This is a genomic window from Mesorhizobium sp. AR02, assembly GCF_024746835.1.
Lineage (GTDB): Bacteria > Pseudomonadota > Alphaproteobacteria > Rhizobiales > Rhizobiaceae > Mesorhizobium.
Genome location: NZ_CP080531.1, coordinates 4,117,283 through 4,139,518 on the forward strand (window position 1 = coordinate 4,117,283; position 22,236 = coordinate 4,139,518).

At 63.9% G+C, this 22,236-nt stretch carries 26 protein-coding genes; 12 read left to right on the top strand and 14 right to left on the bottom strand.

The window, feature by feature from the left end; genetic code table 11:
* The first annotated feature begins 16 nt into the window (after positions 1-16).
* Entirely contained in the window at positions 17-958 is a 942-nt protein-coding gene (locus DBIPINDM_RS24120) for an IS110 family transposase (protein ID WP_258581564.1), read from the top strand.
* Positions 959-991: 33 nt separating this feature from the next.
* Here DBIPINDM_RS24120 and DBIPINDM_RS24125 read toward each other — a convergent pair whose 3' ends face one another.
* The 7 genes from DBIPINDM_RS24125 to DBIPINDM_RS24155 all read right to left on the bottom strand — a co-directional run bounded on the left by DBIPINDM_RS24125 (position 992) and on the right by DBIPINDM_RS24155 (position 5,427).
* Complete coding sequence (locus tag DBIPINDM_RS24125; protein WP_258581565.1) at positions 992-1,477, bottom strand: DUF992 domain-containing protein; 486 nt, start codon at positions 1,475-1,477, stop codon at positions 992-994.
* Positions 1,478-1,563: 86 nt separating this feature from the next.
* Positions 1,564-2,040 (bottom strand): DUF992 domain-containing protein, encoded by a 477-nt coding sequence (locus DBIPINDM_RS24130; RefSeq protein ID WP_258581566.1) that lies wholly within the window; start codon positions 2,038-2,040, stop codon positions 1,564-1,566.
* Positions 2,041-2,263: 223 nt separating this feature from the next.
* Positions 2,264-3,106 carry a tetratricopeptide repeat protein gene (locus tag DBIPINDM_RS24135; RefSeq protein WP_258581567.1) on the bottom strand — a complete coding sequence of 281 codons (843 nt, stop codon included), beginning with the start codon at positions 3,104-3,106 and terminating at the stop codon, positions 2,264-2,266.
* 144 nt (positions 3,107-3,250) lie between these two features.
* Positions 3,251-3,517: a 30S ribosomal protein S21 gene (rpsU, locus tag DBIPINDM_RS24140; RefSeq protein WP_027056687.1), complete on the bottom strand. Its 267-nt coding sequence runs from the start codon at positions 3,515-3,517 to the stop codon at positions 3,251-3,253.
* Between the two features lie 176 nt (positions 3,518-3,693).
* Entirely contained in the window at positions 3,694-4,080 is a 387-nt protein-coding gene (locus tag DBIPINDM_RS24145; protein WP_258581568.1) for an SET domain-containing protein, read from the bottom strand.
* A gap of 110 nt (positions 4,081-4,190) precedes the next feature.
* Complete coding sequence (locus DBIPINDM_RS24150) at positions 4,191-4,949, bottom strand: SDR family oxidoreductase (RefSeq protein ID WP_258581569.1); 759 nt, start codon at positions 4,947-4,949, stop codon at positions 4,191-4,193.
* 109 nt (positions 4,950-5,058) lie between these two features.
* Positions 5,059-5,427, bottom strand: coding sequence for a DUF2568 domain-containing protein (locus DBIPINDM_RS24155; RefSeq protein ID WP_258581570.1), 369 nt, complete (start codon positions 5,425-5,427; stop codon positions 5,059-5,061).
* A gap of 215 nt (positions 5,428-5,642) precedes the next feature.
* Between DBIPINDM_RS24155 and DBIPINDM_RS24160 the strand changes: the two genes are divergently transcribed.
* The 8 genes from DBIPINDM_RS24160 (at position 5,643) to DBIPINDM_RS24195 (ending at position 13,416) form a co-directional block, all read left to right on the top strand.
* A complete protein-coding gene (locus DBIPINDM_RS24160) occupies positions 5,643-6,896 on the top strand; it encodes a sarcosine oxidase subunit beta (RefSeq protein WP_064992050.1) in 1,254 nt (417 codons plus the stop codon).
* 2 nt (positions 6,897-6,898) lie between these two features.
* On the top strand, positions 6,899-7,321 hold the full coding sequence (locus tag DBIPINDM_RS24165; protein WP_258589329.1) for a hypothetical protein: 423 nt from the start codon (positions 6,899-6,901) through the stop codon (positions 7,319-7,321).
* An 11-nt stretch (positions 7,322-7,332) separates the two neighbouring features.
* Positions 7,333-7,629 carry a sarcosine oxidase subunit delta gene (locus tag DBIPINDM_RS24170; protein ID WP_095199452.1) on the top strand — a complete coding sequence of 99 codons (297 nt, stop codon included), beginning with the start codon at positions 7,333-7,335 and terminating at the stop codon, positions 7,627-7,629.
* Entirely contained in the window at positions 7,626-10,619 is a 2,994-nt protein-coding gene (locus DBIPINDM_RS24175) for a sarcosine oxidase subunit alpha (RefSeq protein ID WP_258581571.1), read from the top strand. Before DBIPINDM_RS24170 ends, DBIPINDM_RS24175 begins: the two co-directional genes overlap by 4 nt.
* Positions 10,612-11,196: a sarcosine oxidase subunit gamma gene (locus DBIPINDM_RS24180; protein WP_258581572.1), complete on the top strand. Its 585-nt coding sequence runs from the start codon at positions 10,612-10,614 to the stop codon at positions 11,194-11,196. The genes DBIPINDM_RS24175 and DBIPINDM_RS24180 overlap by 8 nt, the downstream gene beginning before the upstream one ends.
* Positions 11,197-11,255: 59 nt before the next feature.
* Positions 11,256-11,486, top strand: a complete 231-nt coding sequence (locus tag DBIPINDM_RS24185) for a hypothetical protein (RefSeq protein WP_027043183.1) — start codon at positions 11,256-11,258, stop codon at positions 11,484-11,486.
* Between the two features lie 78 nt (positions 11,487-11,564).
* On the top strand, positions 11,565-12,350 hold the full coding sequence (locus DBIPINDM_RS24190) for a ThuA domain-containing protein (protein WP_258581573.1): 786 nt from the start codon (positions 11,565-11,567) through the stop codon (positions 12,348-12,350).
* Between the two features lie 16 nt (positions 12,351-12,366).
* Positions 12,367-13,416: a Gfo/Idh/MocA family protein gene (locus DBIPINDM_RS24195; RefSeq protein ID WP_258581574.1), complete on the top strand. Its 1,050-nt coding sequence runs from the start codon at positions 12,367-12,369 to the stop codon at positions 13,414-13,416.
* A gap of 43 nt (positions 13,417-13,459) precedes the next feature.
* Here DBIPINDM_RS24195 and DBIPINDM_RS24200 read toward each other — a convergent pair whose 3' ends face one another.
* Complete coding sequence (locus tag DBIPINDM_RS24200) at positions 13,460-14,308, bottom strand: SDR family oxidoreductase (protein WP_258581575.1); 849 nt, start codon at positions 14,306-14,308, stop codon at positions 13,460-13,462.
* Positions 14,309-14,402: 94 nt separating this feature from the next.
* Here DBIPINDM_RS24200 and DBIPINDM_RS24205 point away from each other — a divergent pair, with 94 nt between their 5' ends.
* Complete coding sequence (locus DBIPINDM_RS24205; RefSeq protein WP_258581576.1) at positions 14,403-15,320, top strand: AraC family transcriptional regulator; 918 nt, start codon at positions 14,403-14,405, stop codon at positions 15,318-15,320.
* 49 nt (positions 15,321-15,369) lie between these two features.
* Here the strand turns inward: DBIPINDM_RS24205 and DBIPINDM_RS24210 are convergent, their stop codons facing one another.
* From DBIPINDM_RS24210 to DBIPINDM_RS24235, 6 genes are all read right to left on the bottom strand, one after another.
* Positions 15,370-15,618: a DUF680 domain-containing protein gene (locus DBIPINDM_RS24210; RefSeq protein WP_258581577.1), complete on the bottom strand. Its 249-nt coding sequence runs from the start codon at positions 15,616-15,618 to the stop codon at positions 15,370-15,372.
* 188 nt (positions 15,619-15,806) lie between these two features.
* Positions 15,807-16,451, bottom strand: coding sequence for a TetR/AcrR family transcriptional regulator (locus tag DBIPINDM_RS24215; RefSeq protein WP_258581578.1), 645 nt, complete (start codon positions 16,449-16,451; stop codon positions 15,807-15,809).
* A gap of 118 nt (positions 16,452-16,569) precedes the next feature.
* A complete protein-coding gene (locus DBIPINDM_RS24220) occupies positions 16,570-17,346 on the bottom strand; it encodes an SDR family NAD(P)-dependent oxidoreductase (protein WP_258581579.1) in 777 nt (258 codons plus the stop codon).
* Between the two features lie 40 nt (positions 17,347-17,386).
* Positions 17,387-18,421, bottom strand: coding sequence for a phosphotransferase (locus DBIPINDM_RS24225; protein ID WP_258581580.1), 1,035 nt, complete (start codon positions 18,419-18,421; stop codon positions 17,387-17,389).
* Complete coding sequence (locus tag DBIPINDM_RS24230) at positions 18,418-18,903, bottom strand: MaoC family dehydratase (protein WP_019861112.1); 486 nt, start codon at positions 18,901-18,903, stop codon at positions 18,418-18,420. Before DBIPINDM_RS24230 ends, DBIPINDM_RS24225 begins: the two co-directional genes overlap by 4 nt.
* A 39-nt stretch (positions 18,904-18,942) precedes the next feature.
* Complete coding sequence (locus DBIPINDM_RS24235; RefSeq protein WP_258581581.1) at positions 18,943-19,758, bottom strand: SDR family oxidoreductase; 816 nt, start codon at positions 19,756-19,758, stop codon at positions 18,943-18,945.
* Positions 19,759-19,879: 121 nt separating this feature from the next.
* Here DBIPINDM_RS24235 and DBIPINDM_RS24240 point away from each other — a divergent pair, with 121 nt between their 5' ends.
* Both DBIPINDM_RS24240 and DBIPINDM_RS24245 read left to right on the top strand, forming a co-directional pair.
* Entirely contained in the window at positions 19,880-21,121 is a 1,242-nt protein-coding gene (locus DBIPINDM_RS24240) for an acyl-CoA dehydrogenase family protein (RefSeq protein ID WP_258581582.1), read from the top strand.
* Between the two features lie 56 nt (positions 21,122-21,177).
* Positions 21,178-22,218: a zinc-binding dehydrogenase gene (locus DBIPINDM_RS24245; protein WP_258581583.1), complete on the top strand. Its 1,041-nt coding sequence runs from the start codon at positions 21,178-21,180 to the stop codon at positions 22,216-22,218.
* Positions 22,219-22,236: the final 18 nt, after the last annotated feature.

The window sequence follows — 22,236 nt, forward strand, 5'->3', positions numbered from 1 at the left end:
GAAGGATACCACCAGCATGGCCTTCTTGCATCAACAACCGAGCCTGTGCCTCGGCCTCGATATCGCCAAGGACACCATCACCGCCGCCGACGGCACCACCACCCAAGTCATCGACAACCAGCGACGCACGATCCGCGCCTTCCTCAAGAGCCACAAACAGGCCGATCTCGTGGTCTGCGAACCGACCGGTGGCCATGAGAGCCTGCTGCTCGAAGAGTGCCTGCGCGCCGGCATCGCCTGCCATCGCGCCGACACGCTCAAGGTCAAGAGCTTCATCCGCTCCTACGGCACGCACGGTAAGAGCGATGCCATCGATGCCGCCATGTTGAGAGCCTACGGTCGCGAACGCTGGGAAAAGCTGACCCTTTGGCAAGCCCCGGACCCCGACGAGACCCGCTTGCGCGCCCTGGTGCGCCGCCGCCAGGAACTCATCGCCATCAAGATCGCAGAGAAGAACCGCGCCAAGGCACCTGGTGGCCGCGAGCTCGCTGCCTCCTTCGAGGCCGTGATCAAAGTCGTCGAGCGTCAGATCCAAGCCATCGATGCAGCCATGCGCGAGCTGATCGCCGGTAGCAGCGCCCTCAAGCATCGAGCCGCCATCTGCACGGCCATGGACAGTCTCGGCCCGATCGTGACCGCCAAGCTGCTGGCCATCTTGCCCGAGCTCGGCACCATGACACGCCGAAAGGCTGCAGCCCTTGCAGGGCTCGCGCCTCATCCAAACGACAGCGGACAAAAGCAAGGCTACCGCAAAATCCGCGGCGGACGACCGGAAATCAGGAGCATCCTCTACATGCCCGCATTGCACGCCGCTGCCGGAAGGGGCGAGTTCGCCACCTTCTACAAACGCCTCATCACCAACGGCAAAAAGCCAATGGTGGCCATCGCTGCAGTCATGCGAAAAATCGTCGTCACCCTAAACGCCAGGCTCAGAGACGCCACCATTCCTCAGAGTTGATGACGAAGCGGTAAGCGACTGCCCTCGACGCGATCAGTTCTCGGTGCTTCGCAGCTGGAACTGGCTGACGCCGATGGCGAGATTGATGCCGGTCTGCGTCTGCAGGCTGAGCGGCTGGAGTGTGAAGGCCTGCGAGGAGCCGCCGACCAGCAGATTGGCGCCGGCGCCAACGGCTGCCGTCACCTCGGCGCTGGCACCGATATAGTCGCCGGCCAGCGCACCGGGCGCGTAGATGTTCTTCAGCGGCGTCAGCACCAGCCATCGCATCACCGCCTGCTTTGTCGTGCCGATGTCGAGGCCGTATTTGTTGACGGCGCCGAAATAGGCTTCCGGCGCGAAGCTCTTGTCGGTCGGCGTGAAGGTGCAGCTCAGATCCTTGGTCGAGCCGAAGATGAAGCCGGTGCCACCTGATATGGCGCATTCAAGCGTGCCGAGTTCTATGCCGCGGTCCTGCGCTTGCGCCTGTGGCGCGCCAAGCACGATTGCAATCACGGCAGCAGCGATGGCTGTCCTCGGCATGGCGGTCCCCTCAAAAACAAACGGCGCGGAACCATCCTATCCGGTTCCGCGCCGCAGGGTAGAGAGGAGCGCATGGCTCCATGCAATCACTTGAGCGAGTGGATCAGCTCAAGCGAGGTCACGGCCACGGCGAGATTGACGCCGGTCTGCGCCTGGACGCTGAGCGGCTCCAGCATGAAGGCGCTGTCGAAGCCGCCGACCAGCAGATTGGCGCCGCCGCCAGTGACGACGCTCGCCTCGGCGTTGACGCCATAATAGCTGCCGGCAAGGTCACCCGCATCGCGGTCGCGGGTCGCGGCAAAAACCGCCCAGACGAGCTGGCCCTGATGCGTCTGGCCGAGATCGACACCGATCTTGGAGATGACGCCGGTGTAAATCTCCGACGGTCCATGGTGATAGGGACGGAAGACGCAGGACACGCCCTTGTTGGAAGCGACGATATAGGCGGTGCCACCATCGATGGTGCAGTCGAGCGTGCCGAGCTGCAGCTTGCCGGCGCTGGCGGGGGCGGCAGCGAATACGGCCGTTGCAAGGGCAGCGGCGCAGACGAGTTTCTTGATCATGGCAGGGTCCTTTCGCAAATCGCTTGGAAATAACGGCTTGAGTGGTCAGACCGTTCCGTCGAAAACTTGGCGTGAACAAGGCAAGGGTTAACGGCTTGCTGCAGGGGTTAACGCGCGGTTGCCGGATTGGCGGCGATCTTCGGCGTTGCGTGTCCTTTTGGACACGCAAACAACCGGCGGTGCTTAGCCGGATATGCCGAAGCCCGGATCTGCCAAAGCTATGTCAGCTGACGCGGGCGAGGCCGTCCTTGGCCGGCTGGTAGCTCGGGTTGAGGCGCACGGCTTCGCGATAGGATTTCGCCGCCTTCGCCTTGTCGCCGCGCCGCTCGTAGATCAGCGCCTGGTTGGCCCAGGCCTCGGCGTTCTGGCCGTCGAGCTTGATGGCCATGTTGAAGTCGGAGAACGCATTGTCCTCGTCGCCCGTCGCCAGATAGGAGAGGCCACGGCCGTTGTAGGGCTCGGCGGCATCCGGCGCCAGCGAGATGGCGGTCGAGAAATCCTCGATGGCGAATTTGTGCTGGCCCTGGCTCTGATAGATCAGGCCGCGATTGTGGTAGGCGCGGGCGTCCGTGGTGTCGAGCTGGATCGCCTTCTGGAAATCGTTGAAGGCATCCTGGGTGCGGCCCGCCTTGCGGTAGAGATTGCCGCGGCCGATATAGGCGGCGTCATAATTGCCGTTGATCTGAATCGACTTGTTGTAGTCGTCGAGCGCGGCCGCCTGATTGCCAAGGAAGCGCTGGATAAGCGCCCGGTTCGAATAGGCCTGGTAGAAATTCGGATTGAGCTGGATGGCCTGGTTGAAGTCCTTGAGCGCTGCCTGGTACTGGCCGCCACGGCCATAGGCCGAGCCGCGCACGTTGTAGCCTTCGGGATCCTGGGGATTGCGCTGGATCACCGCCGACAGCGAGGAGATGTTTTCGCTCGACCCTTGCGCCTTGTCGATGTTGTTGAACTCGCCGGTCGGACCCGATGTCTGGCAGCCGGCCAGCACCAGTCCGGAAAGCAGGGCGGCTGTCAGGGCGAAACCACGCAATGCGGTCCCGCGCTCCACGCTCGTTGCGTTCATGTCTGCCCTGTCCTCACTTCAAGCCGCGTCGCTCAGGTCCGGATCCCCCCTCCGGGCCGGGTCACAATCAAAATAAAAAGGTGGCGGCGATTCCGCATCGCGCCACCTCAGTATCCTTCGAAAAGGACGAAATATTGGCGATAATCAGCGCGGCGGACGCGCTGCACCAGCAGCACCACCGGCAGGAACGGGACGCGGCGTCATCGGCAGCAGGCCTTCGCGCTGTGCACGCTTGCGGGCCAGCTTGCGGGCGCGGCGAACGGCTTCAGCCTTTTCACGGGCGCGCTTCTCGGAAGGCTTCTCGTAGTGGCCGCGCATCTTCATTTCGCGGAAAATGCCTTCGCGCTGCATCTTCTTCTTGAGCGCGCGAAGCGCCTGATCAACGTTATTGTCGCGGACGAGTACCTGCACGGGCAATCCTGTCTTTCGGGTTTGATATCAACAGGCAAGCGGCCATAGCCACTAGCCTCCGCGGCGGTCGACACCACGAATTGTGGCGGCTGATAGCAGAATCAGGCCGCGCTGTCCACAGTCGAAATGAAGGACAACAGCCAAATTGCCACGGTAGGTGCGAGATAGGGCGCCAATCACGCCGTGGCCAGATGCAGCCGTTCGAAATCCTCGAAGAATTCGCCGTAGTCGCAGGTGATCTCCTCGCCCGCGGCAATGTCGCGGGTCGCGGTCGCGCCGCCATATTGCGAAAAATCGGTGTTCGGCGTCGCCGAATGGTTCATGAAGCGGCCATTGTCGACCTCATAGACCATGAAACCCGGCCGATCCGGGCTCGGATAGGCATAGCGGTCGAGCAATTCCTTCAGAGGCTGCGGCGCGGCCTCGTATTTGTCCATCGGGATCAGCCGGTCGAAATCCGGATCGAGGCGCCAGATCGAGGTGCCTTTCCGGATCGGCTCGGCGGCGAACATGCCGACGCCCTCGATTGCGCTCGCGGCCACATAGGTTCGGATGAGCATCATGGTTTCGGGACCCGTTTCGACAAGAAACGGAATCGCTAAATCGCGCGGAAAAAGCAAGACCGGCTGCCTGCGTCAAAGCGGCGAACCGGCCCCTTCGCCGCAAAAAACCTTCACGTCCGGTTGATCGAGACGCCGCCGTCGGCAAACAGCGCCGTTCCCGTGGTGAAGCTCGAGGCATCGGAGGCGAGATAAAGCGCCGAGCGGGCGATCTCCTCCGGCTGTGCCATGCGCTTCAAGGCGTGGATACCTTCGACGAAGGCGCGAGCCTCGGGCGTGGTCGTTGTCGCGCCGGGCGTATCGGTGCCGCCGGGCAGCAGCGCGTTGACGCGCAGGCCTTTCGGCCCGTATTCGGCGGCCAGAACCTGTGTCAGGCCGATGAGGCCGGCCTTGGCGGCGGCGTAGGCGGCCATGCCCGGCATGCCGGCAGTGTAGCCGACAAAACTCGACGTAAAGATCAGTGAGCCACCGCCGCGCTCCAGCATCGCTGGTATCTGGTACTTCGCACCGAGAAAGGCGCTGGTCAGGTTGATGTCCATCGTCTCGTGCCATGTCGCCGGCATCATGTCGGGCAGCGGTGCCATCAAGCCGACTGCGCCGGCATTGTTGAAGACAATGTCGAGGCCGCCGAAGCTTTCGACCGCCAAATCGACAAGCGCTTTTGCATAGGCTTCGTCCCTGACGTCGCCGGCAAGGGCGACGGCCGTGCCCTCCGCGTCCGATATCTCGGCGACAAGCGTGTCGAGCTCTGCCTGGCGCCGGGCGGCGACGACGATCCTGGCGCCTTCCTCGGCGAAGAGTTTTGCCGTGGCGCGGCCGATGCCGGAACTGGCGCCGGTGACGATGGCGATCTTGTTGGTGAGTGCGAGCATGTTTTGCATCCCTGTTGTTCATGCCGGTCTCGCCGGCAATCGGGATGCTTGGTCGCAGACGGGGCAGGTCGGAGCCACCCGATACCTGCGAAGGCCGCGTCGTCCCGAACTATTGCTTCAGCAGCCAACCGAGTCGGTCGAGCGAAAATGCGTAACTGATGGCGATGAGCAGGGCGACGATGAGGCCCGTGGTCGCGTAACCGGCGGCGTAGAATCCGGCAGCGCCGCCGAACAGGATGACCAGTTCGAGCGCCAGCCGTACCGCGCCCGGAACCGGGACGGGAGCCCGGCCCGACCGGCTTGGGTCGTTGAGCACGGCGAAGGTCCCCCACAGCACGGCCGCAATGAGCGGCAGGGCCAAAGCGAGGACCCAGTGCCACCATCCCTCTGAGAGGTTCCAGCCGGCGACGCCGAGACCGAGCAAGGCGGCAAGCTCCAGCAGGAAGCGCAATGTCAGATTCCACCAGGCATTGCCCATATTCGTCCTCCGCAGTTTCGTGACAGACAATGTGGCTGAAGGCTCGGATGGGAGCCAGCCCGCATGGGTCTTTTTCGTCGTGGCGCAAAACGGCAAGCGCCGTCGCAAACAGCGCAAGGGTGGAAGCGCTGTTTCGCTAGTGATACACCTCGCGCGCCGGGCCGAACAAAAGCCCGGCTGCAATCCGCGAGATCTGTTGGCGCGAGGCTGGGACGTTGAAAAAATATTCGGTATTCGCCATCGCCCGCGAGGCCATGCGCGGCCACAAGGGCTGGGAGGAGCAGTGGTCCTCGCCGGAGCCCAAAAAGGAATACGACGTCATCATCGTCGGCGCCGGCGGCCATGGCCTGGCCACCGCCTATTATCTCGCCACGGTGCACGGCATCACCAATGTCGCGGTGCTGGAAAAGGGCTGGCTCGGCGGCGGCAACACCGGCCGCAACACCACCATCATCCGCTCCAACTATCTCTATGACGAGAGCGCAGGGATTTACGACCATGCGCTGAAGCTGTGGGATGGGCTCTCCCAGGAGCTCAACTACAACGTCATGTATTCGGCGCGCGGTGTCATGATGCTCGCGCATAATGTGCACGACATCCAGGTGCTGAAGCGCCATGTCCACGCCAACCGGCTGAACGGTATCGACAATGAATGGCTGTCGCCGGAGCAAGCGAAGGAATTCTGCCCGCCGCTGAACATCTCCAGGGATGCGCGCTATCCGGTGGTCGGTGCTGCGCTGCAGCGACGCGGCGGCACGGCGCGCCACGATGCGGTGGCCTGGGGTTATGCGCGCGGCGCTTCGGCACGTGGCGTGCACATTATCCAGAATTGCGAGGTCACCGGCGTCAAGCGCGCGGCGAATGGCGCGGTCATGGGCGTCGACACGACGCGCGGCTTCATCGGCGCCAAGAAGGTCGGCGTCGTCGCCGCCGGTCATTCCTCGGTGATCATGAACATGGCCGGCGTGCGCATGCCGCTGGAAAGCTATCCGCTGCAGGCACTGGTGTCGGAGCCGATCAAGCCGGTGGTGCCTTGCGTGGTGATGTCGAACACGGTGCATGCCTATATCTCGCAGTCCGACAAGGGCGAACTGGTGATCGGCGCCGGCACCGACCAGTATGTCTCCTATTCGCAGACCGGCGGCCTGCACATTCTGCAGCATACGCTCGATGCCATCTGCGAGATGTTCCCGATCTTCACGCGCATGAAGATGCTGCGTTCGTGGGGCGGCATTGTCGACGTCACGCCGGACCGCTCGCCGATCCTGGCCAAGACGCCGGTGCCCGGCCTGTACGTCAATTGCGGCTGGGGCACGGGCGGCTTCAAGGCGACGCCTGGCTCGGGCCATGTCTTTGCCCATACCATCGCCAAGGACGATCCGCATCCGATCAACGCGCCCTTCACCATCGAGCGCTTCCGCACCGGCCGGCTCATCGACGAGGCGGCGGCGGCGGCGGTGGCGCACTGATGATGATGGCCGAGATGGCTGTCGCGATGCCGCTGATGCTGGCGGGGGAACAGGGCCTGTTCCATATGCCGTCGGCTGAAGAGGTGCGGCTGCAGCCGATCACACGCGCCGGCAACGAGGCCGGGTGGCCGTTTTCGGTCGACGAGGGAACGCTGGCCTGCGTCTGGGGTGGCGGCCAGAAAGTTGTGATGTTCTTCGAAGGCCGGCCGAAGGGCCTGGACGAAGGCGAGGATTTCAAACCGCGTGGCGTCATCGTCACGACCGACCCGATGCAACTGACGCTCGGCAACATGGCCAACCGCGCCTTGTTTCGCGATTCTGCGAGTGTCGAGGAGCGGCTGCGGCTCGTCGCGCCGTTCGTGACCATGGGCCAGAAGCTTTGCGACCAACCCCCCGGCGCCCGCGTCGGCCACGGCGAATTGTAGGAACGAACAGAATGCTTCTCATCCGCTGCCCCTATTGCGAGGAAGAGCGCCCCGAACTCGAATTCCGCAACGCCGGCGAGGCGCATATTGCGCGCTCGGCCAACATTGCGGGCGAGAGCGACGACGATTTCGAAAAGTTCTTCTTCATCCGCTCCAATCCCAAGGGCATCATCTATGAGCGCTGGCGGCACATGCATGGCTGCGCACGCTTCTTCAATGCGGTGCGCGACACCGTCACCGACAAGTTCGTCATGACCTACAAGGCCGGCGAACCCAAGCCCGCCAAGCTGCCGGGAGTTGCCAAATGAGCGGCGCGTTCCGCATCCCGAGAGCCGGTCGCCTCAGCCAGGCCAAGACCGCGCGCTTCAGCTTCGACGGCCAGTCCTATACCGGCATCGAAGGCGACACGCTGGCGTCCGCACTGCTTGCCAACGGCGTGCATCTGGTCGGCCGCTCGTTCAAGTACCACCGTCCGCGCGGCTTCCTGTCGGCCGGCGCGGAAGAGCCCAACGCTTTGGTGCAGATCGTGCGCGACGATGCGCGCAAGACGCCCAATGTGCGCGCCACCGTGCAGGAGCTCTATGACGGGCTCGCCGCCAATTCGCAAAACCGCTGGCCGTCGCTGTCCTTCGATGTCGGCGCGGTCAACGACCTGGCATCGCCGATGTTTTCGGCCGGCTTCTACTACAAGACCTTCATGTGGCCGAAGGCGGCGTGGAAGAGCCTGTACGAGCCCAAGATCCGCGAAGCCGCCGGCCTCGGCGTTTCTCCCGACAAGCCCGATCCCGACCATTATTCCTCGCGCTACGCGCATTGCGACGTGCTGGTGCTGGGTGGCGGTGCCGCCGGCATCGCGGCGGCATTGGCGGCGGCCGAGACCGGCGTGCGCGTCATCCTCGCCGACGAGCAGGTCGAATTCGGCGGCAGCCTGCGTTTCGAGACCGGGGCGAAGATCGACGGCCAGGACGGTTTTGCCTGGGCGCAAGCGGCGATCGCCAAGCTCGCCGCCATGGACAATGTCCGCGTACTGCCGCGCACGACCGCCTTTGGCTATTACGCGCAGAATTTCGTCGGCCTGGTCGAGCGCGTCAGCGATCATCTGAGGGCCCCCGGCCATGATTTGCCGCGCGAGCGGCTGTGGCAGGTGCGCGCGAAGCGCGTTGTGCTGGCCTCCGGCGCCATCGAGCGCCACATGGTGTTCGCCAACAATGACCGGCCCGGCATCATGCTGGCGGGCGCGGCGCGCACCTTCCTCAACCATTATGGCGTGGCGGTCGGCAGGAATGTCGGCGTCTACACCGCCAATGATTCCGCTTACGCGGCGGCGATCGACCTGAAGAAGGCCGGCGTCAATGTCGCGGCGATCGTCGATTTGCGCGACAACCCGACTGGGCCGGTGATCGACGAGGCGCGGGCGCTCGGCATCGAGATCAATTTCGGCCGCGCGGTGATCCGCGCCGGCGGCAAGTTGCGGGTGTCCTCGATGACCGTGCAGCCGAAGAATGGCGGCGGCGAGCGCACCATTCCCGTCGATGCCATCCTGATGTCGGCCGGCTGGACGCCGTCGGTGCATCTGTTCTCGCAGTCGCGCGGCAAGGTCGCCTTCAACGACGAGACCAAGCGCTTCGTGCCGGGCACCTATGCACAGGACTGCGTCTCGGTCGGCGCCTGCAACGGCACCGATGGGCTGTCGGCGACGGTGGACGAAGCCTATGCGGCTGGCGCCAAGGCAGCCAAAGATGCCGGCGCGAAAACCGCCAAGGGTGTGAAGCCTAAGGTCGATGCCTCGGAAAGCTGGTCGCGCGGCATGCTGGGCGCGGCGCCCGGCGCCGGGCCGGACACGACAGTGAAGGCGTTCGTCGATTTCCAGAACGACGTCACCGCCAAGGACATCCGCCAGGCGGTGCATGAGGGCATGCGCTCGATCGAGCACGTCAAGCGCTTCACCACCAATGGCATGGCGACCGACCAGGGCAAGACCTCCAACATGCACGGCCTGGCGATTGCCGCCGAGACGCTGGGCAAGCCGATCCCGGAAGTCGGGCTCACCACCTTCCGCGCGCCCTACACGCCGGTCACCTTTGGCGCGATCGTCAGCCATGCGCGCGGGCCGCTGTTCGACCCGACACGCAGAACCGCGATCCATCCCTGGGCCGAAGCGCAAGGTGCCGTGTTCGAGGATGTCGGCCAGTGGAAGCGCGCCTGGTATTTCCCGAAAGCCGGTGAAGACATGCACGCGGCGGTCGACCGCGAATGCGTCGCGGTTCGCACCAATGCCGGCCTGTTCGACGCCTCGACGCTGGGCAAGATCGAGGTGGTCGGGCCTGATGCGGCCAAGTTCATGGAACTGCTCTACACCAATCCGTGGGAGAAGCTGGAGCCGGGCCGCTGCCGCTACGGCATCATGTTGCGCGAGGACGGCTTCATCTATGATGACGGCGTCGTCGGCAGGCTGGCGCCGGATCGCTTCCATGTGACGACGACGACCGGCGGCGCGCCGCGCGTCATGAACCATATGGAGGATTATCTCCAGACCGAGTTCCCGCATCTCAATGTCTGGCTGACCTCGATCACCGAGCAGTGGGCGGTCATCGCGGTGCAAGGGCCGAAGTCGCGCGACATCATCGCGCCGCTGGTCGAAGGAATCGACATGTCCGACGAGGCGTTGCCGCATATGTCGGTGCGCGAAGGCAAGATCTGCGGCGTGCCGACAAGGCTGTTCCGCATGTCGTTCACCGGTGAGCGCGGCTTCGAGGTCAATGTGCCGGCCGACTACGGCCAGGCCGTCTGGGAAGCGCTGTGGGCCGAGGGCCAGAAGCATGGTGCGGCCGCCTACGGCACCGAGGCGATGCACGTGCTGCGCGCCGAGAAGGGCTACATCATCGTCGGCCAGGACACTGACGGCACGGTGACGCCGAACGACGCCGGACTGGACTGGGCGGTCGGCAAGAAGAAGACCGACTTCGTCGGTATCAGGGGCATGGCGCGGCTGGACCTGGTCGCCAAGGGCCGCAAGCAACTGGTGGGTCTCAAGACCAAGGACCCGAAGGTGGTGCTGGAAGAGGGCGCGCAGATCGTCGAGGATCCCAAGCAAGCGATCCCGATGAAGATGATCGGCCATGTCACCTCGAGCTACTGGTCGCAGAATTGCGGCCGTTCCATTGCGCTGGCGCTGGTCGCCGGCGGCCGCGACCGGATGGGCGACACGCTCTATGTGCCGATGCCGAACGGGGTGATCGAAGTGGAGGTTACCGGCATGGTGTTCTTCGACGAGACGGGAGGGCGCCTCAATGGCTAAGGCTGCCGCGAAAAAAGCAACAACCACCGCATCGCCTTCGGTCGAGCGCCGCCCGGCACTGGCTGGATGCACCGTCTCCGCGACGGGTGTCAAGGTCGAGGTGCTGCCGCCGGCGGAGCGCATCTCGCTGCGCGCGCCGGAGGCTTCGGTCGCGGCGCTTTCGAAGGCACTTGGCCTGACCTTGCCGAAGAAGCCGAAGACTTCGGCATCGAAGGCAGGGCGCACCGCTCTGTGGCTTGGCCCCGACGAATGGCTTGTCATCGACGAGGCCGGCAAAGACCCGCTCGCCGACTGTGCCGCAGTCACCGCGCTGCATTCGGCGGTCGGCATCTCGCATCGCAACATTGCGATATCAGTCGCCGGTCCGGCGGCCGAAGCCGCGGTCAATTCGGGTTGCCCGCAGGACCTGTCGCTCGACGCCTTCCCGGTAGGCGCGGCCTCGCGCACTATCCTCGGCAAGGCCGAGATCGTGCTGTTGCGCACGGCCGACGATGCCTTCCGGGTCGAATGCTGGCGTTCCTTCTCGGACTATGTCTTTACTTTCCTGTCCGAGGGGGCCCGCGACGCGGCTGGCTGACCCCGGAACGTTTGCCGTCCGCGTCCGTTGTGCGGCAACAGGTCGAGGGAGAAATGCCGATGCCGTCAAAGTCCGCGCCGAAGTCGCCGGTGAAAAAGACGTCTGCCGTCCGCTCGCTCGAACATGAGCAACACGAAGCGTCGAGCGCGGAAGAGGAACTCGAGGAGGGTCTCGAGGACACGTTCCCGGCCAGCGATCCGGTGTCCATCACCAGTTCGGCGATCCCCGGCGCGCCCGCCAAGCCAGGCAAGGCCAAGACCGTCCCCGGGCGCAAACCCCGCAAGCCCTGATTTTCCGCAATTTTGGTTGAAAGGCATCTTCCCAAGGCATCGCCAGTTGAGATATTCAAAGCGCTTTGGAGAGGAAAAATGCCGATAAAAGCTGTTGTCTGGGGCGAGAACGTCCATGAGCAGACCAATGCCGCCGTGCGTGACCTCTATCCCTTGACCATGCATGGTACCATCGCGGCCGCGCTCAACCAGGACAAGGGCATCGAGGCGACCACCGCCACCTTGCAGGAGCCCGAGCACGGCCTGAGCGAGAAGCGCCTGGCCGCCACCGATGTGCTGCTGTGGTGGGGCCATGCGGCGCATGGCGAGGTCAAGGACGAGATCGTCGAGCGCGTGCAGAAGCGGGTCTGGGAAGGCATGGGGCTGATCGTGCTGCATTCCGGCCATTACTCGAAGATCTTCAAGCGGCTGATGGGCACGCCCTGTTCGCTGAAGTGGCGCGAGGCGGGCGAGCGCGAGCGTGTCTGGGCGATCAACCGCAGCCATCCGATCGCGCAAGGCATCGGCGAATGCCTGGAAATCGGCGAGACGGAAATGTATGGCGAACCGTTTGCGGTGCCGGAGCCGCTGGAGACGGTGTTTGTCTCCTGGTACGAGGGCGGCGAGGTGTTCCGCTCGGGGCTGACCTACCAGCGCGGCGCAGGCCGCATCTTCTATTTCTCACCCGGCCACGAGACCTATCCGATCTATCACAATGCGGGCGTGCAGCAGGTGCTGCGCAACGCCGTGCACTGGGCGCACAATCCGGCACCCGCATGGTCCGGCATCACCAATGCGCCGAACGTGCCGACGGACAAGGCCAAGGAGAAGATCGTCCAGAAGGGCCTGCGCCTGCATGCCGACGGCGACAAGGGATTGAGTTGATGGGGGACCTGATCTGATGCATCGCCTGCTCTTGCTCGGCACCGGCTGGATCGCCGGACATCATATCGAAGAGTTCGCAAAGGTTCCTGGCTGCAGCATCGTCGCCTGTGTCGATCAACTGCCTGGCCGCGCGGCGGCGTTTGCCGCTGCCAACGAGATCGGCGTTTCTTTCGAGAGCCTTGAAGCGGCGATCGCCTGGGGCGATTTCGACGCCGCCATCAACGCGACGCCGGACGGTGTGCACAAGGCGACGACGTTGGCGCTGCTTGCCGCGGGAAAACATGTCTTTTGTGAAAAGCCGCTGGCGCCGAACCATGCCGATGCGCTTGCCATGACCGAAGCGGCCGAGGCCGCCGGCCTCGTCAACATGGTCAATCTCACCTACCGCAATTCACCGGCGATCCAGGAAGCACGGCGTCTGGTGTTGGCGGGCGCGATCGGCGAATTGCGCCATGTCGAGGCGAGCTACAAGCAGAGCTGGCTGGTCAGCAAATCCTGGGGTGACTGGCGCGTCGAGGACAAATGGCTGTGGCGCCTGTCGAGCCGGCACGGTTCGACGGGGGTTCTGGGCGATGTCGGCATCCACATCCTGGACTTCGCCACCTATGGAGCGGCCCAGGACATCGTCAGCCTGCACGCCGATCTGGTGACGTTTCCGAAGGCCGAGGGCGATCGGATCGGCGACTATGTGCTGGACGCCAATGACAGTGTGGCGATGACGGCACGGCTGACATCCGGCGCGTTGGCGACGATCATGGCGAGCCGCTACACAACCGGCCATGGCAATGATTTGTCGCTGACGCTGCATGGCACCAAAGGAGCGCTCAAGGTCGAGACCGATGGCAAGGCAGCGCGGCTGTCGGCGTGCCTGGGAGAGGACGTCGATGTTCAGCTCTGGCGGGAGCTAGCCCTGCCGGATGTCAAGCGCAACGCCCAGCGTTTTGTCGACTCGCTGGATGCCGGGCAGAACGGCGACCCGTCCTTCCGGCGCGCCGCCGACATGCAGAGGCTGATCGACGCGGCCTTTGAAAGTTCAGCGGCCAGACTGCCGGTCTCGATCGGCTGACATCTGGCCACCGCAGCGATTTGGCGGCCTCGGCGGACGGCGATCAGCCAGGATTGCCGTCGCGCCACGCGGTCTGCCCCATCAACCGGTTCATGGTCGACAGATATTCGTCTTCCGAGGTCGACCAGCGCAGTCTTGCCATCTCCTCCGTATCCGGGCCGGCGAGATAGCGCAGGCGGTGTGATGGGTCGGTTGCCGCTGCGTAGATCGTCGCAACGACCTGCTGCTCGTCGGCATCCGGGAGCGGGTAGTTCATCATCGATTGCATCATGTGGTCGAAGTAGGGCTTGTATGTCGCCGGGACTGAAACGGCCTGTGATGCCGCCATGGTGTTGGCGGTGAAACTGGTGGTGCGCATGGCGCCGGGTTCGACCAGCTTGACCAGGATGTTCTGCGATTCAAGTTCGTAGGACAGCGATTCCGACAGGCCTTCGACGGCATGCTTGGTCGCGGTGTACAGCGCCAGCAGCGGTACAGCCGCCAGGCCGACGCCGGAGGTGATGTTGATGATCGTGCCGCCGCCATGATCACGCAGATGCGGGATGACGGCCTGCATGACATTCATCGTCCCGAAGACGTTGGCCTCGAAGATGCCACGGATCGTCTCCTTCGCGGTCGCCTCGAAGATCGAAACGACGCTGATGCCGGCATTGTTGACAACGGTGTCGATATGGCCAAAGCGCCCGATGCCGGCGGCAATGGCGGTCTCGATGCTGACGGCATTGGTGACGTCGAGGGGCAGGACAAGCATTTGATCGGGATAGTCGGCGGCGAGGCTCTGGTCCGGCTTGCGCATTGTCGCAATGACGTTCCAGCCTTGGGCGGCGAAATGCATCGCCGTGGTCTTGCCCAGTCCTGACGAACAGCCGGTGATGAGGACGGTCTTGGTCATTCACATAACTCCTTGAGGTTATGCGGCTGATCTAGGTAAAAGTTCTGGCCTGATCTATAATGAAAAGTGTCAATTTGATTACGGATCGTCTCGTTTGGACCCTTTGACCGATATCATCGCCCTGTTGCGCCCAAGGACGCTGCTGCTTGGCAATCTCGCGGCAACCGGTGAGTGGGGTATCCGCTCGCCATACCAGACCGACCCCACCTTCTATCTGGTGACCGAAGGCGAGTGCTGGTTTGAGCCGGGTGACACCGATGCGGTGCAGCTGTGCGCGGGCGACTACCTGCTGGCCGCTCAGCCGTCGTCGCCGTGCTTCGTCAGCCGGCCAGGCGCGAAGCTTGTGCTGTCCGACGCCGAATTCAAGGAGCGTAACACGGTCGACAATGAACTGCGGGTCGGCTGGGGGGAAGGCCCGACGACGCGCATCCTTGGCGGCCTGATCCTCTGCGATCCGGCCAACGCCGATCTTTTGTTCGGTCTGTTGCCACGCTTCACCCATATCCGGGCGAGGGAGGATGTCGGGGAAAGGCTTGGAAGCCTGATGCGGATCATCGTCGACGAAACGCGTGCTGCCAGGCCGGCAAGGGACATGGTGCTGGCGCGGCTGATCGAGGTGATGCTGATCGAAACGCTGCGGCGGGATGGCGCGCGGCGCGCAGCGCCACAAGGTCTGCTCGGTGCCCTTGCCGACCCGCAACTGGCGAGAGCCTTGACCCACATCCATTCCGATGTCGGCAGAGCGTGGACGATTGCAGAACTGGCAAAAAGTGTGGGAATGTCGCGCTCCCGCTTTGCCCGGCGCTTCGTCGATGTCGTGGGGGCGGCACCGGTCGAATATCTGCTGGCATGGCGCATGGCACTGGCCAAGGACGCATTGCTGCACAGCCAAAAACCGCTCAGCCAGATCGCTGGGGAGGTTGGCTATCAATCGGCAAGTGCCTTCAGCACTGCCTTCAGCGGCAAGGTCGGTTGCGCGCCAACTCAATATCAGGCGCAAGGCCGGGGCTAGGGATCTCGCCCGTGCCCGGGGAATCCCCGGGCGGACATGCAGTCAAATCTCAGAACGCGCTCGGCACGATCCAGGGATTGATGCTGATGCCGAGGCGCGGACCCTTGCCTTCAGCGGTGTTTTCCGCGGCGCCCTTCTTCTCGACCGACCCGGTCGAGGCGCAATCGAGCTTCACATTGGTCTTGGTGTCGACGCAAGTCGCGGCAGGCGCGTGCTTGACCGGGTGAGCGGTGTTGGCGGCGAAGGCCGAGCCGGAAAGTGCCAGCACGGCGGCGAGGGTGAGGAGTGTCTTTTTCATTGTCAGTCTCCGTTTTCGACGGGTGAATTTTTTCCGTACATGTACGTTACTGCGCACAGATACGTCTGCCGATCGCGAAGTTCAAGCCAAAATCGTACGTGTACGGTAATTTTTTGTTAACCAAGAAATTCGCCCCCGGTTGGCCGGGGAAGGTCACGAGGAAGTATGGAAACGAAAGGAGTTGGCGTTCAGCAGTTGACCGGTGTCTCGGTCAGGGGCGGCACGTTCTGCGTGCTGAGTGCGGCCAGTTGGAAATCGCACATCCGTTTCACGAAGGCATATGGGTCGCCGAAGGGGTAGAACGGAAAGGTGATCAGCAGCGAGATCGTGCCGTGGCCGACCGCCCACAGCATGGTGGCGATGGCGCGCGGATCGCCTTGCAATTTTCCGGCGGCGACGCAGGCTTCGACCCGGGTGATCAGCGCCGTCATCGCCGGGTTTGCCTCGTGCATTTCTTGAAAACTCCGGCCTTCCGGCGGCCTGGTCTTTTCGGTCATGAAGACGGTGCGATATTCATTGGGATTGCCGAGGCCGAAGGCGGCATATTCGGTCATCACCGCCTGCAAAGCCTCGATCGGATCGTCGGACGGATGCTCCTCGATACGGCGGGCAAGGTTTTCGAAGGCATCTTCGGCGAGCGCGAACAGGATGTCCTGCTTGTCGGCGAAATAGGAATAGACCGACATCGGCGCGTAGCCGACCCGCTTGGCCAACTTGCGGATGGTCAGGCCCTCATAGCCTTCTTCCTGGACGAGCTTGTGCGCGGCTTCGACCAGTTCGGAACGCAGTTCGGCCTTCTGTTTTTCGCGGCGTTTCTGGACGCTCAGCGGCAAGTCTGGTGCCTTTCGGTGGGTGTCTGGGTGGTTGGTGCGTGGCTAAATTATATACGCTGTACGGAAACGGACAAGGGCGCGGGAAGTTCCCAAGCGGCATGGGAGTGAGATCGCGGGGTCAGATGGCGCCGACGCCGCCATCGATGGCCAGCGCGTGGCCGGTCATGAAGGAATTGGTCGGGTCGGCGGCGAACAGGATGGCGGTGGTGATTTCATCGACTTCGGCCACGCGTTTCATCGGCACGCCGCGTGTCAGTTCAGCCAGCGCTTCCGCCTCCGGTGCGCCGGAGGCGCGCACGAAGCTGTCGACCATCGCTGTCCTGGTGTGGGCAGGGCAGATGGCGTTGATGCGCAGGCCCTTGCTGGCGTATTCGGCCGCCGCCGATTTCGTCAACCCGACGACGCCATGCTTAGCTGCTGCGTAGACCGAGAGCTTCGGCGCGCCGACCAGCCCGGCAACCGAGGCGATGTTGACGATGGCGCCGCCCTTGGCCGTAGCCTTGAACTGTCGCTCCATCTGCGGGATCTGGTGCTTCATGGCATAGAAGACGCCGAGCAGATCGATCTCCAGGATGCGGCGGGCCTCGTCCGACGGCACCTGCGGCAGGCGCACGAAACTCTGGACGATGCCGGCATTGTTGATGGCGACATCCAGCCGGCCGAATTTTTCGACCGCCAGCCTGACCAGATCCTCGGACAGTTTCTCGTCGGCGATGTTGCCGGCCAGGATCGCCGTTTCGGCCGGCAAGGTCGCGGCAAGATCGGCGAGCGCCTTTTCGTCGATGTCCGACAGCACCAGCCGCGCGCCTTCGGCAGCAAAGCCTTTCGCGGCACCACGGCCGAGACCGCCTGCGGCACCCGTGATCAGCACCGTTGCTCCGTCAAAACGGCCCATCATGTCTCCCCGTCATGTCTGCCCCATCATGTTTGCCCCATCATGTTTGCCTGTCGATCAGTTTGGCAGCGAGATGCGAAAGCAGCTTCACCGCCTCGCCATAGGTTCTGGCCTTTTCGGGATTGGAGGCGTTGCCATCCAGCGCGCGCTTGTAGACGCCTTGGCAGATCGCCGCCAACCGGAAGAAGGAGAAGGCGAGGAAGAACGTCCAGTTGCCGATGCCGCTGAGCCCGCGCCGCCGGCAATAGGCGGCGACATAGTCTTCTTCCGAGGGCAGGCCCAGCGCGGCGCGGTCGATGCCGCCCAGGCCGCGAAAGCCGGAGGCATGCGGCAGGCGCCATTGCATGCACTGATAGGCGATGTCGGCAAAGGGGTGGCCTGATGTCGACAGTTCCCAGTCGAGCACCGCGATGACCTTTGGCTGGTCCGGCGCGAAGATCAGATTGTCCAGCCGGTAGTCGCCATGCACCAGCGATATCAGGCCGTCGTCTGCGGGCATATGCGTTTCCAGCCAGGCGATCAGCTGGTCCATGTCGGCAATGCTGCCGGTTTCCGAGGCGCGGTACTGGCTGGTCCAGCGCGCCAGCTGCCGCTCGAAATAATTGCCTGGCCGGCCGAAATCGCCGAGACCCACGGCCTCGACATCGACGTCGTGCAGGGCGGCCAGCGTGGCGTTCATGGCGTCGTAGATTGCGGCGCGTTCATCGTTGTCGCGTGCTTCCGGCAGCGCCGGATCCCAGAAGATGCGGCCGTCGAGGAAATCCATGACATAGAACATGCGGCCGATCGGCGAGTCCTCCGCCGACAGATGCAGCATTTCGGGCACCGGCACGGCGGAGCCGGCAAGCGCCTTCATCACCCGGAATTCGCGGTCGACCTGATGCGCCGATTTCAGCAATTGCCCGGGCGGCTTGGCACGCAGCACATAGCGGCCGCTGGCCGCCGTCAGGAGATAGGTCGGGTTCGATTGGCCGGATTTGAATTTTTCGATTGCAGCGAGCCCGGAAAAACCCGGGATTTCCGCCTCGAGGTAAGGCGCAAGCGCTGCCTGGTCGAGCGCGTAGGCGTCGCTCATGCGGTCTCGGGCTGGCGTTCGATCAGGGTCAGCGTCAGCCAGCGGGCGGTCAGCGCCGGTTTCTTCGAGCCCTCGATCTCGATCGTCACGTCATGCGCCGTCTGCACCCAGCCCGATGGCCTGACCTTGACGTCGGCCAGTACGAAACGGGTGCGGATGCGCGCGCCGGTCTTCACCGGCGCCAGGAAGCGCAGCGAATCGAAGCCATGGTTGACGCCCATCTTGCCGTTTTCCAGCGGCGGCATGGTTTCGAAGGTCATTGCCGACAGCAGCGACAGCGACAGAAAGCCATGCGCGATGGTGCCGCCGAACGGCGTCTCGCGCTTGGCCCGCTCGGGGTCGCAGTGGATGAACTGGTGGTCGTCGGTGGCGTCGGCGAACTGGTCGATCATGCGCTGCGTGACCACCCGCCACGGTGAGACACCAACCTCCTTGCCGACACTGGCCAGAAGCACATCGAGACTGATCGGTTCCACGCTCATGTCCTCCAGTTCACCTCCGGCTTCTACGGCCGGAAAATGTCATTCCTTGAACAAGGTCAATCCATGCTGCACCGACTGCCCGCCGTCGATCGGCAGGATGGCGCCGGTGACATAACTGCCTGCACGGCTGCACAAATAGAGCGTTGCGCCGGCAATGTCATCCGCTGCGCCGATACGGCCGATCGGAACATGGCTGCCAACATGTTTGGCCTGCTCATCCGTACCGGTGGCAAAGGCCGTCATCCGGCTCTGGAAAGGGCCGGGAGCGAAGGCGTTGACTGTGATGCGGCGAGCCGCGAATTCGAGCGCGAGCGTGCGCGTCAGATGATGCACCGCGGCCTTGGACGCCGTGTAGGAATAGGCATCGTCGGCCAGCGGCTGCGTGCCCATCACCGAGCCCAGATTGATCACCCGGGCCGGATCGCCGTCGCTGGCGGCGGCCTCGAGCAGCGGCAGCAATTCGCGCGTCAGGTGGAAGACCGCGGTGACATTGACGCCGAGCACCTTGGCCCATGCCGAATAGGGGAAGTTCTCCAGCGGCGCGCCCCAGGAAACGCCGGCATTGTTGATCAGAATATCGAGTTTTTCGGTCCGCGCCTTCACCTCGGCGACGAGTGCGGCAATGCCGGCCTCGCTGGAGACGTCGCCGGCAAAGCCCTCGGCCCGGCCAGGGGCGCCGAGCCCGTTCAACGCATTGGCGACCTTGACGCAATCCTCGCCCTTGCGCGAAGCGATCATGACGCTGGCGCCGGCCTTGACCAGCGCGGTCGCCGCCATGCGGCCGATGCCGGTTGCCGCTCCCGTCACCAGCGCGATCTTGCCGGCGACCGAAAACAGCTCGTCGAGATAGGCCATTCCAATCCTCCGCGCTTTGCCTCGACATGCGGGCAAACAGTTCGCGTTGACAAGGCTATCCGAAGTACGGTCATCCTTGCCACGGGTAAAATGCCCGGCCTGCATGAAGGGTTAGCGACCGATGACGGAGATGAATCTCGGCATGACCGAGCGGCTGAAGCCGATCCACGCGCGCGTCGCGACCATGGTGCGTGACGAGATCATGCCACTCGACAAGGAATTTTTGGGCGAGGTGGGCAAGGCCGGCGATCGCTGGGTCTACAGCGCGCGCCAGAGTGAGATCCTCGAAGGGCTGAAGAAAACTGCCAGGGAGCGCGGCCTGTGGAACTTCTGGCTGACCGGTTCGGAACGCGGCTACGGCCTGTCCACCGTCGAATACGCCTATCTCGCCGAGGAGATGGGCAAGGCGCATCTCGGCGCCGAGACCTTCAACTGCTCGGCGCCCGACACCGGGAACATGGAGGTTCTGGAGCGCTATGGCTCGGCCGACCACAAGAAAACATGGCTTGAACCGCTGCTCGACGGCAAGATCCGCTCGGCCTATCTGATGACCGAGCCGGATGTTGCCTCGTCCGACGCCACCAACATCGCGATGCGCTGCGAGCGGCAAGGCGACGACTATGTGCTCAATGGCGAGAAATGGTGGGCCTCGGGCGCCGGTGATCCGCGCTGCGCCATCTATATCGTCATGGTGCGGACCGGCGGCGACGGAGAGCCGCAGCACCGCCGCCATTCGATGATCCTGGTGCCGTCGGACACAAAGGGTGTGACCAAGGTGCGCGCCATGCAGGTCTATGGCGACGATGACGCGCCGCATGGCCATATGCACCTTCGCTTCGACAATGTCAGGGTAGCGGCCTCGAACCTGATCCTCGGCGAGGGCAGGGGGTTCGAGATCGCGCAAGGGCGGCTTGGCCCCGGTCGCATCCATCACTGCATGCGCGCCATCGGCCAGGCCGAGATGGCACTGGAACTGCTGTGCCAGCGTTCGGTGCGCCGGGAAGCCTTCGGCCAGCCCCTGGCGAAACTCGGTGCCAATTTCGACATCATCGCCGAATGCCGGATGGAGATCGAGATGGCCCGGCTGCTGTGTCTCAAGGCGGCCTGGATGATCGATCAGGGCGATGCGCGCGCCGCGGCCCCTTGGATCAGCCAGATCAAGGTCATCGCGCCGCGCGTCGCGCTCAGGATCACCGACGAAGCGGTGCAGATGTTCGGCGCGCAAGGCATCAGCCAGGACACGCCGCTGGCGCGCTCGTGGACGCATCTGAGGACATTGCGCCTCGCCGACGGACCCGATGCCGTGCATCGCCGCCAGGTGGCGCGGACGGAGCTGAAGAAATACACGCAAGAGAAAGTCTGAGCAGCAGCTCGGCCCGCCGCATACGGTCTTTTCGCCGCAACCAAGGAGTGTCACCGATGACCATCCCCTCCGAAATGAAGGCGTTGCTCCTGGTCGGCGACGGCTACACCAAGACGCCGAGCGGCAGTCTGCTCGAGGCGATGGAGCCCTATCTCGAGCCGGGCAGCATCGCGGTGCCGGCGCCTGGACCGACACAGGTGCTGATCAAGGTCAACCTGGCCTCGATCAATCCGTCCGATGTCGCCTTCATCAAAGGCCAGTACGGGCAGCCGCGCGCCAAGGGCCGGCCGGCCGGCTTCGAGGGCGTTGGCACCGTCGTCGCCGGCGGCGACGAGCCCTATCCCAAAAGCCTCGTCGGCAAGCGCGTCGCCTTCGCCACCGGCCTCAGCAACAACTGGGGCTCGTGGGCTGAATTTGCCGTCGCCGAGGCGGCGGCCTGCATTCCGCTGCTCGACACGGTTCGTGACGAGGATGGTGCTGCGATGATCGTCAATCCGCTCACCGCGATCGCCATGTTCGACATCGTCAAGCAGGAGGGCGAAAAGGCCTTCGTGATGACCGCCGGCGCCAGCCAACTCTGCAAGCTGATTATCGGCCTGGCCAAGGAAGAGGGCTTTCGGCCAATCGTCACCGTGCGCCGCGATGAGCAGATCGCGCTTCTGAAAGAGATCGGCGCTGCCCATGTGCTCAACGAGAAGGCGCCGGATTTCGAGGCCACGCTGCGCGAGGTGATGAAGGCCGAACAACCGCGCATCTTCCTCGACGCGGTCACCGGGCCGCTGGCTTCGGCCATCTTCTATGCGATGCCGAAACGGGCGCGCTGGATCATCTATGGCCGGCTCGACACGGACGCCACCATCATCCGCGAGCCCGGCCAGCTGATCTTCCAGCACAAGCATATCGAAGGCTTCTGGCTGAGCGAATGGATGCGGCAGTTCCGCGACCGCCGCGGCCCGGCGATCCTGGAAGCGCAGAAGCGTTTCTCCGACGGGCGCTGGTCGACCGACGTGACGGCGGTCGTGCCGCTCGCCGAGGCGATCGCGCGGGTGCCGGTGGAACTGGCCAAGCCCAACGGCAAGGTTTTCATCAGGCCTTAATGCTATTCGGAGCGGCGC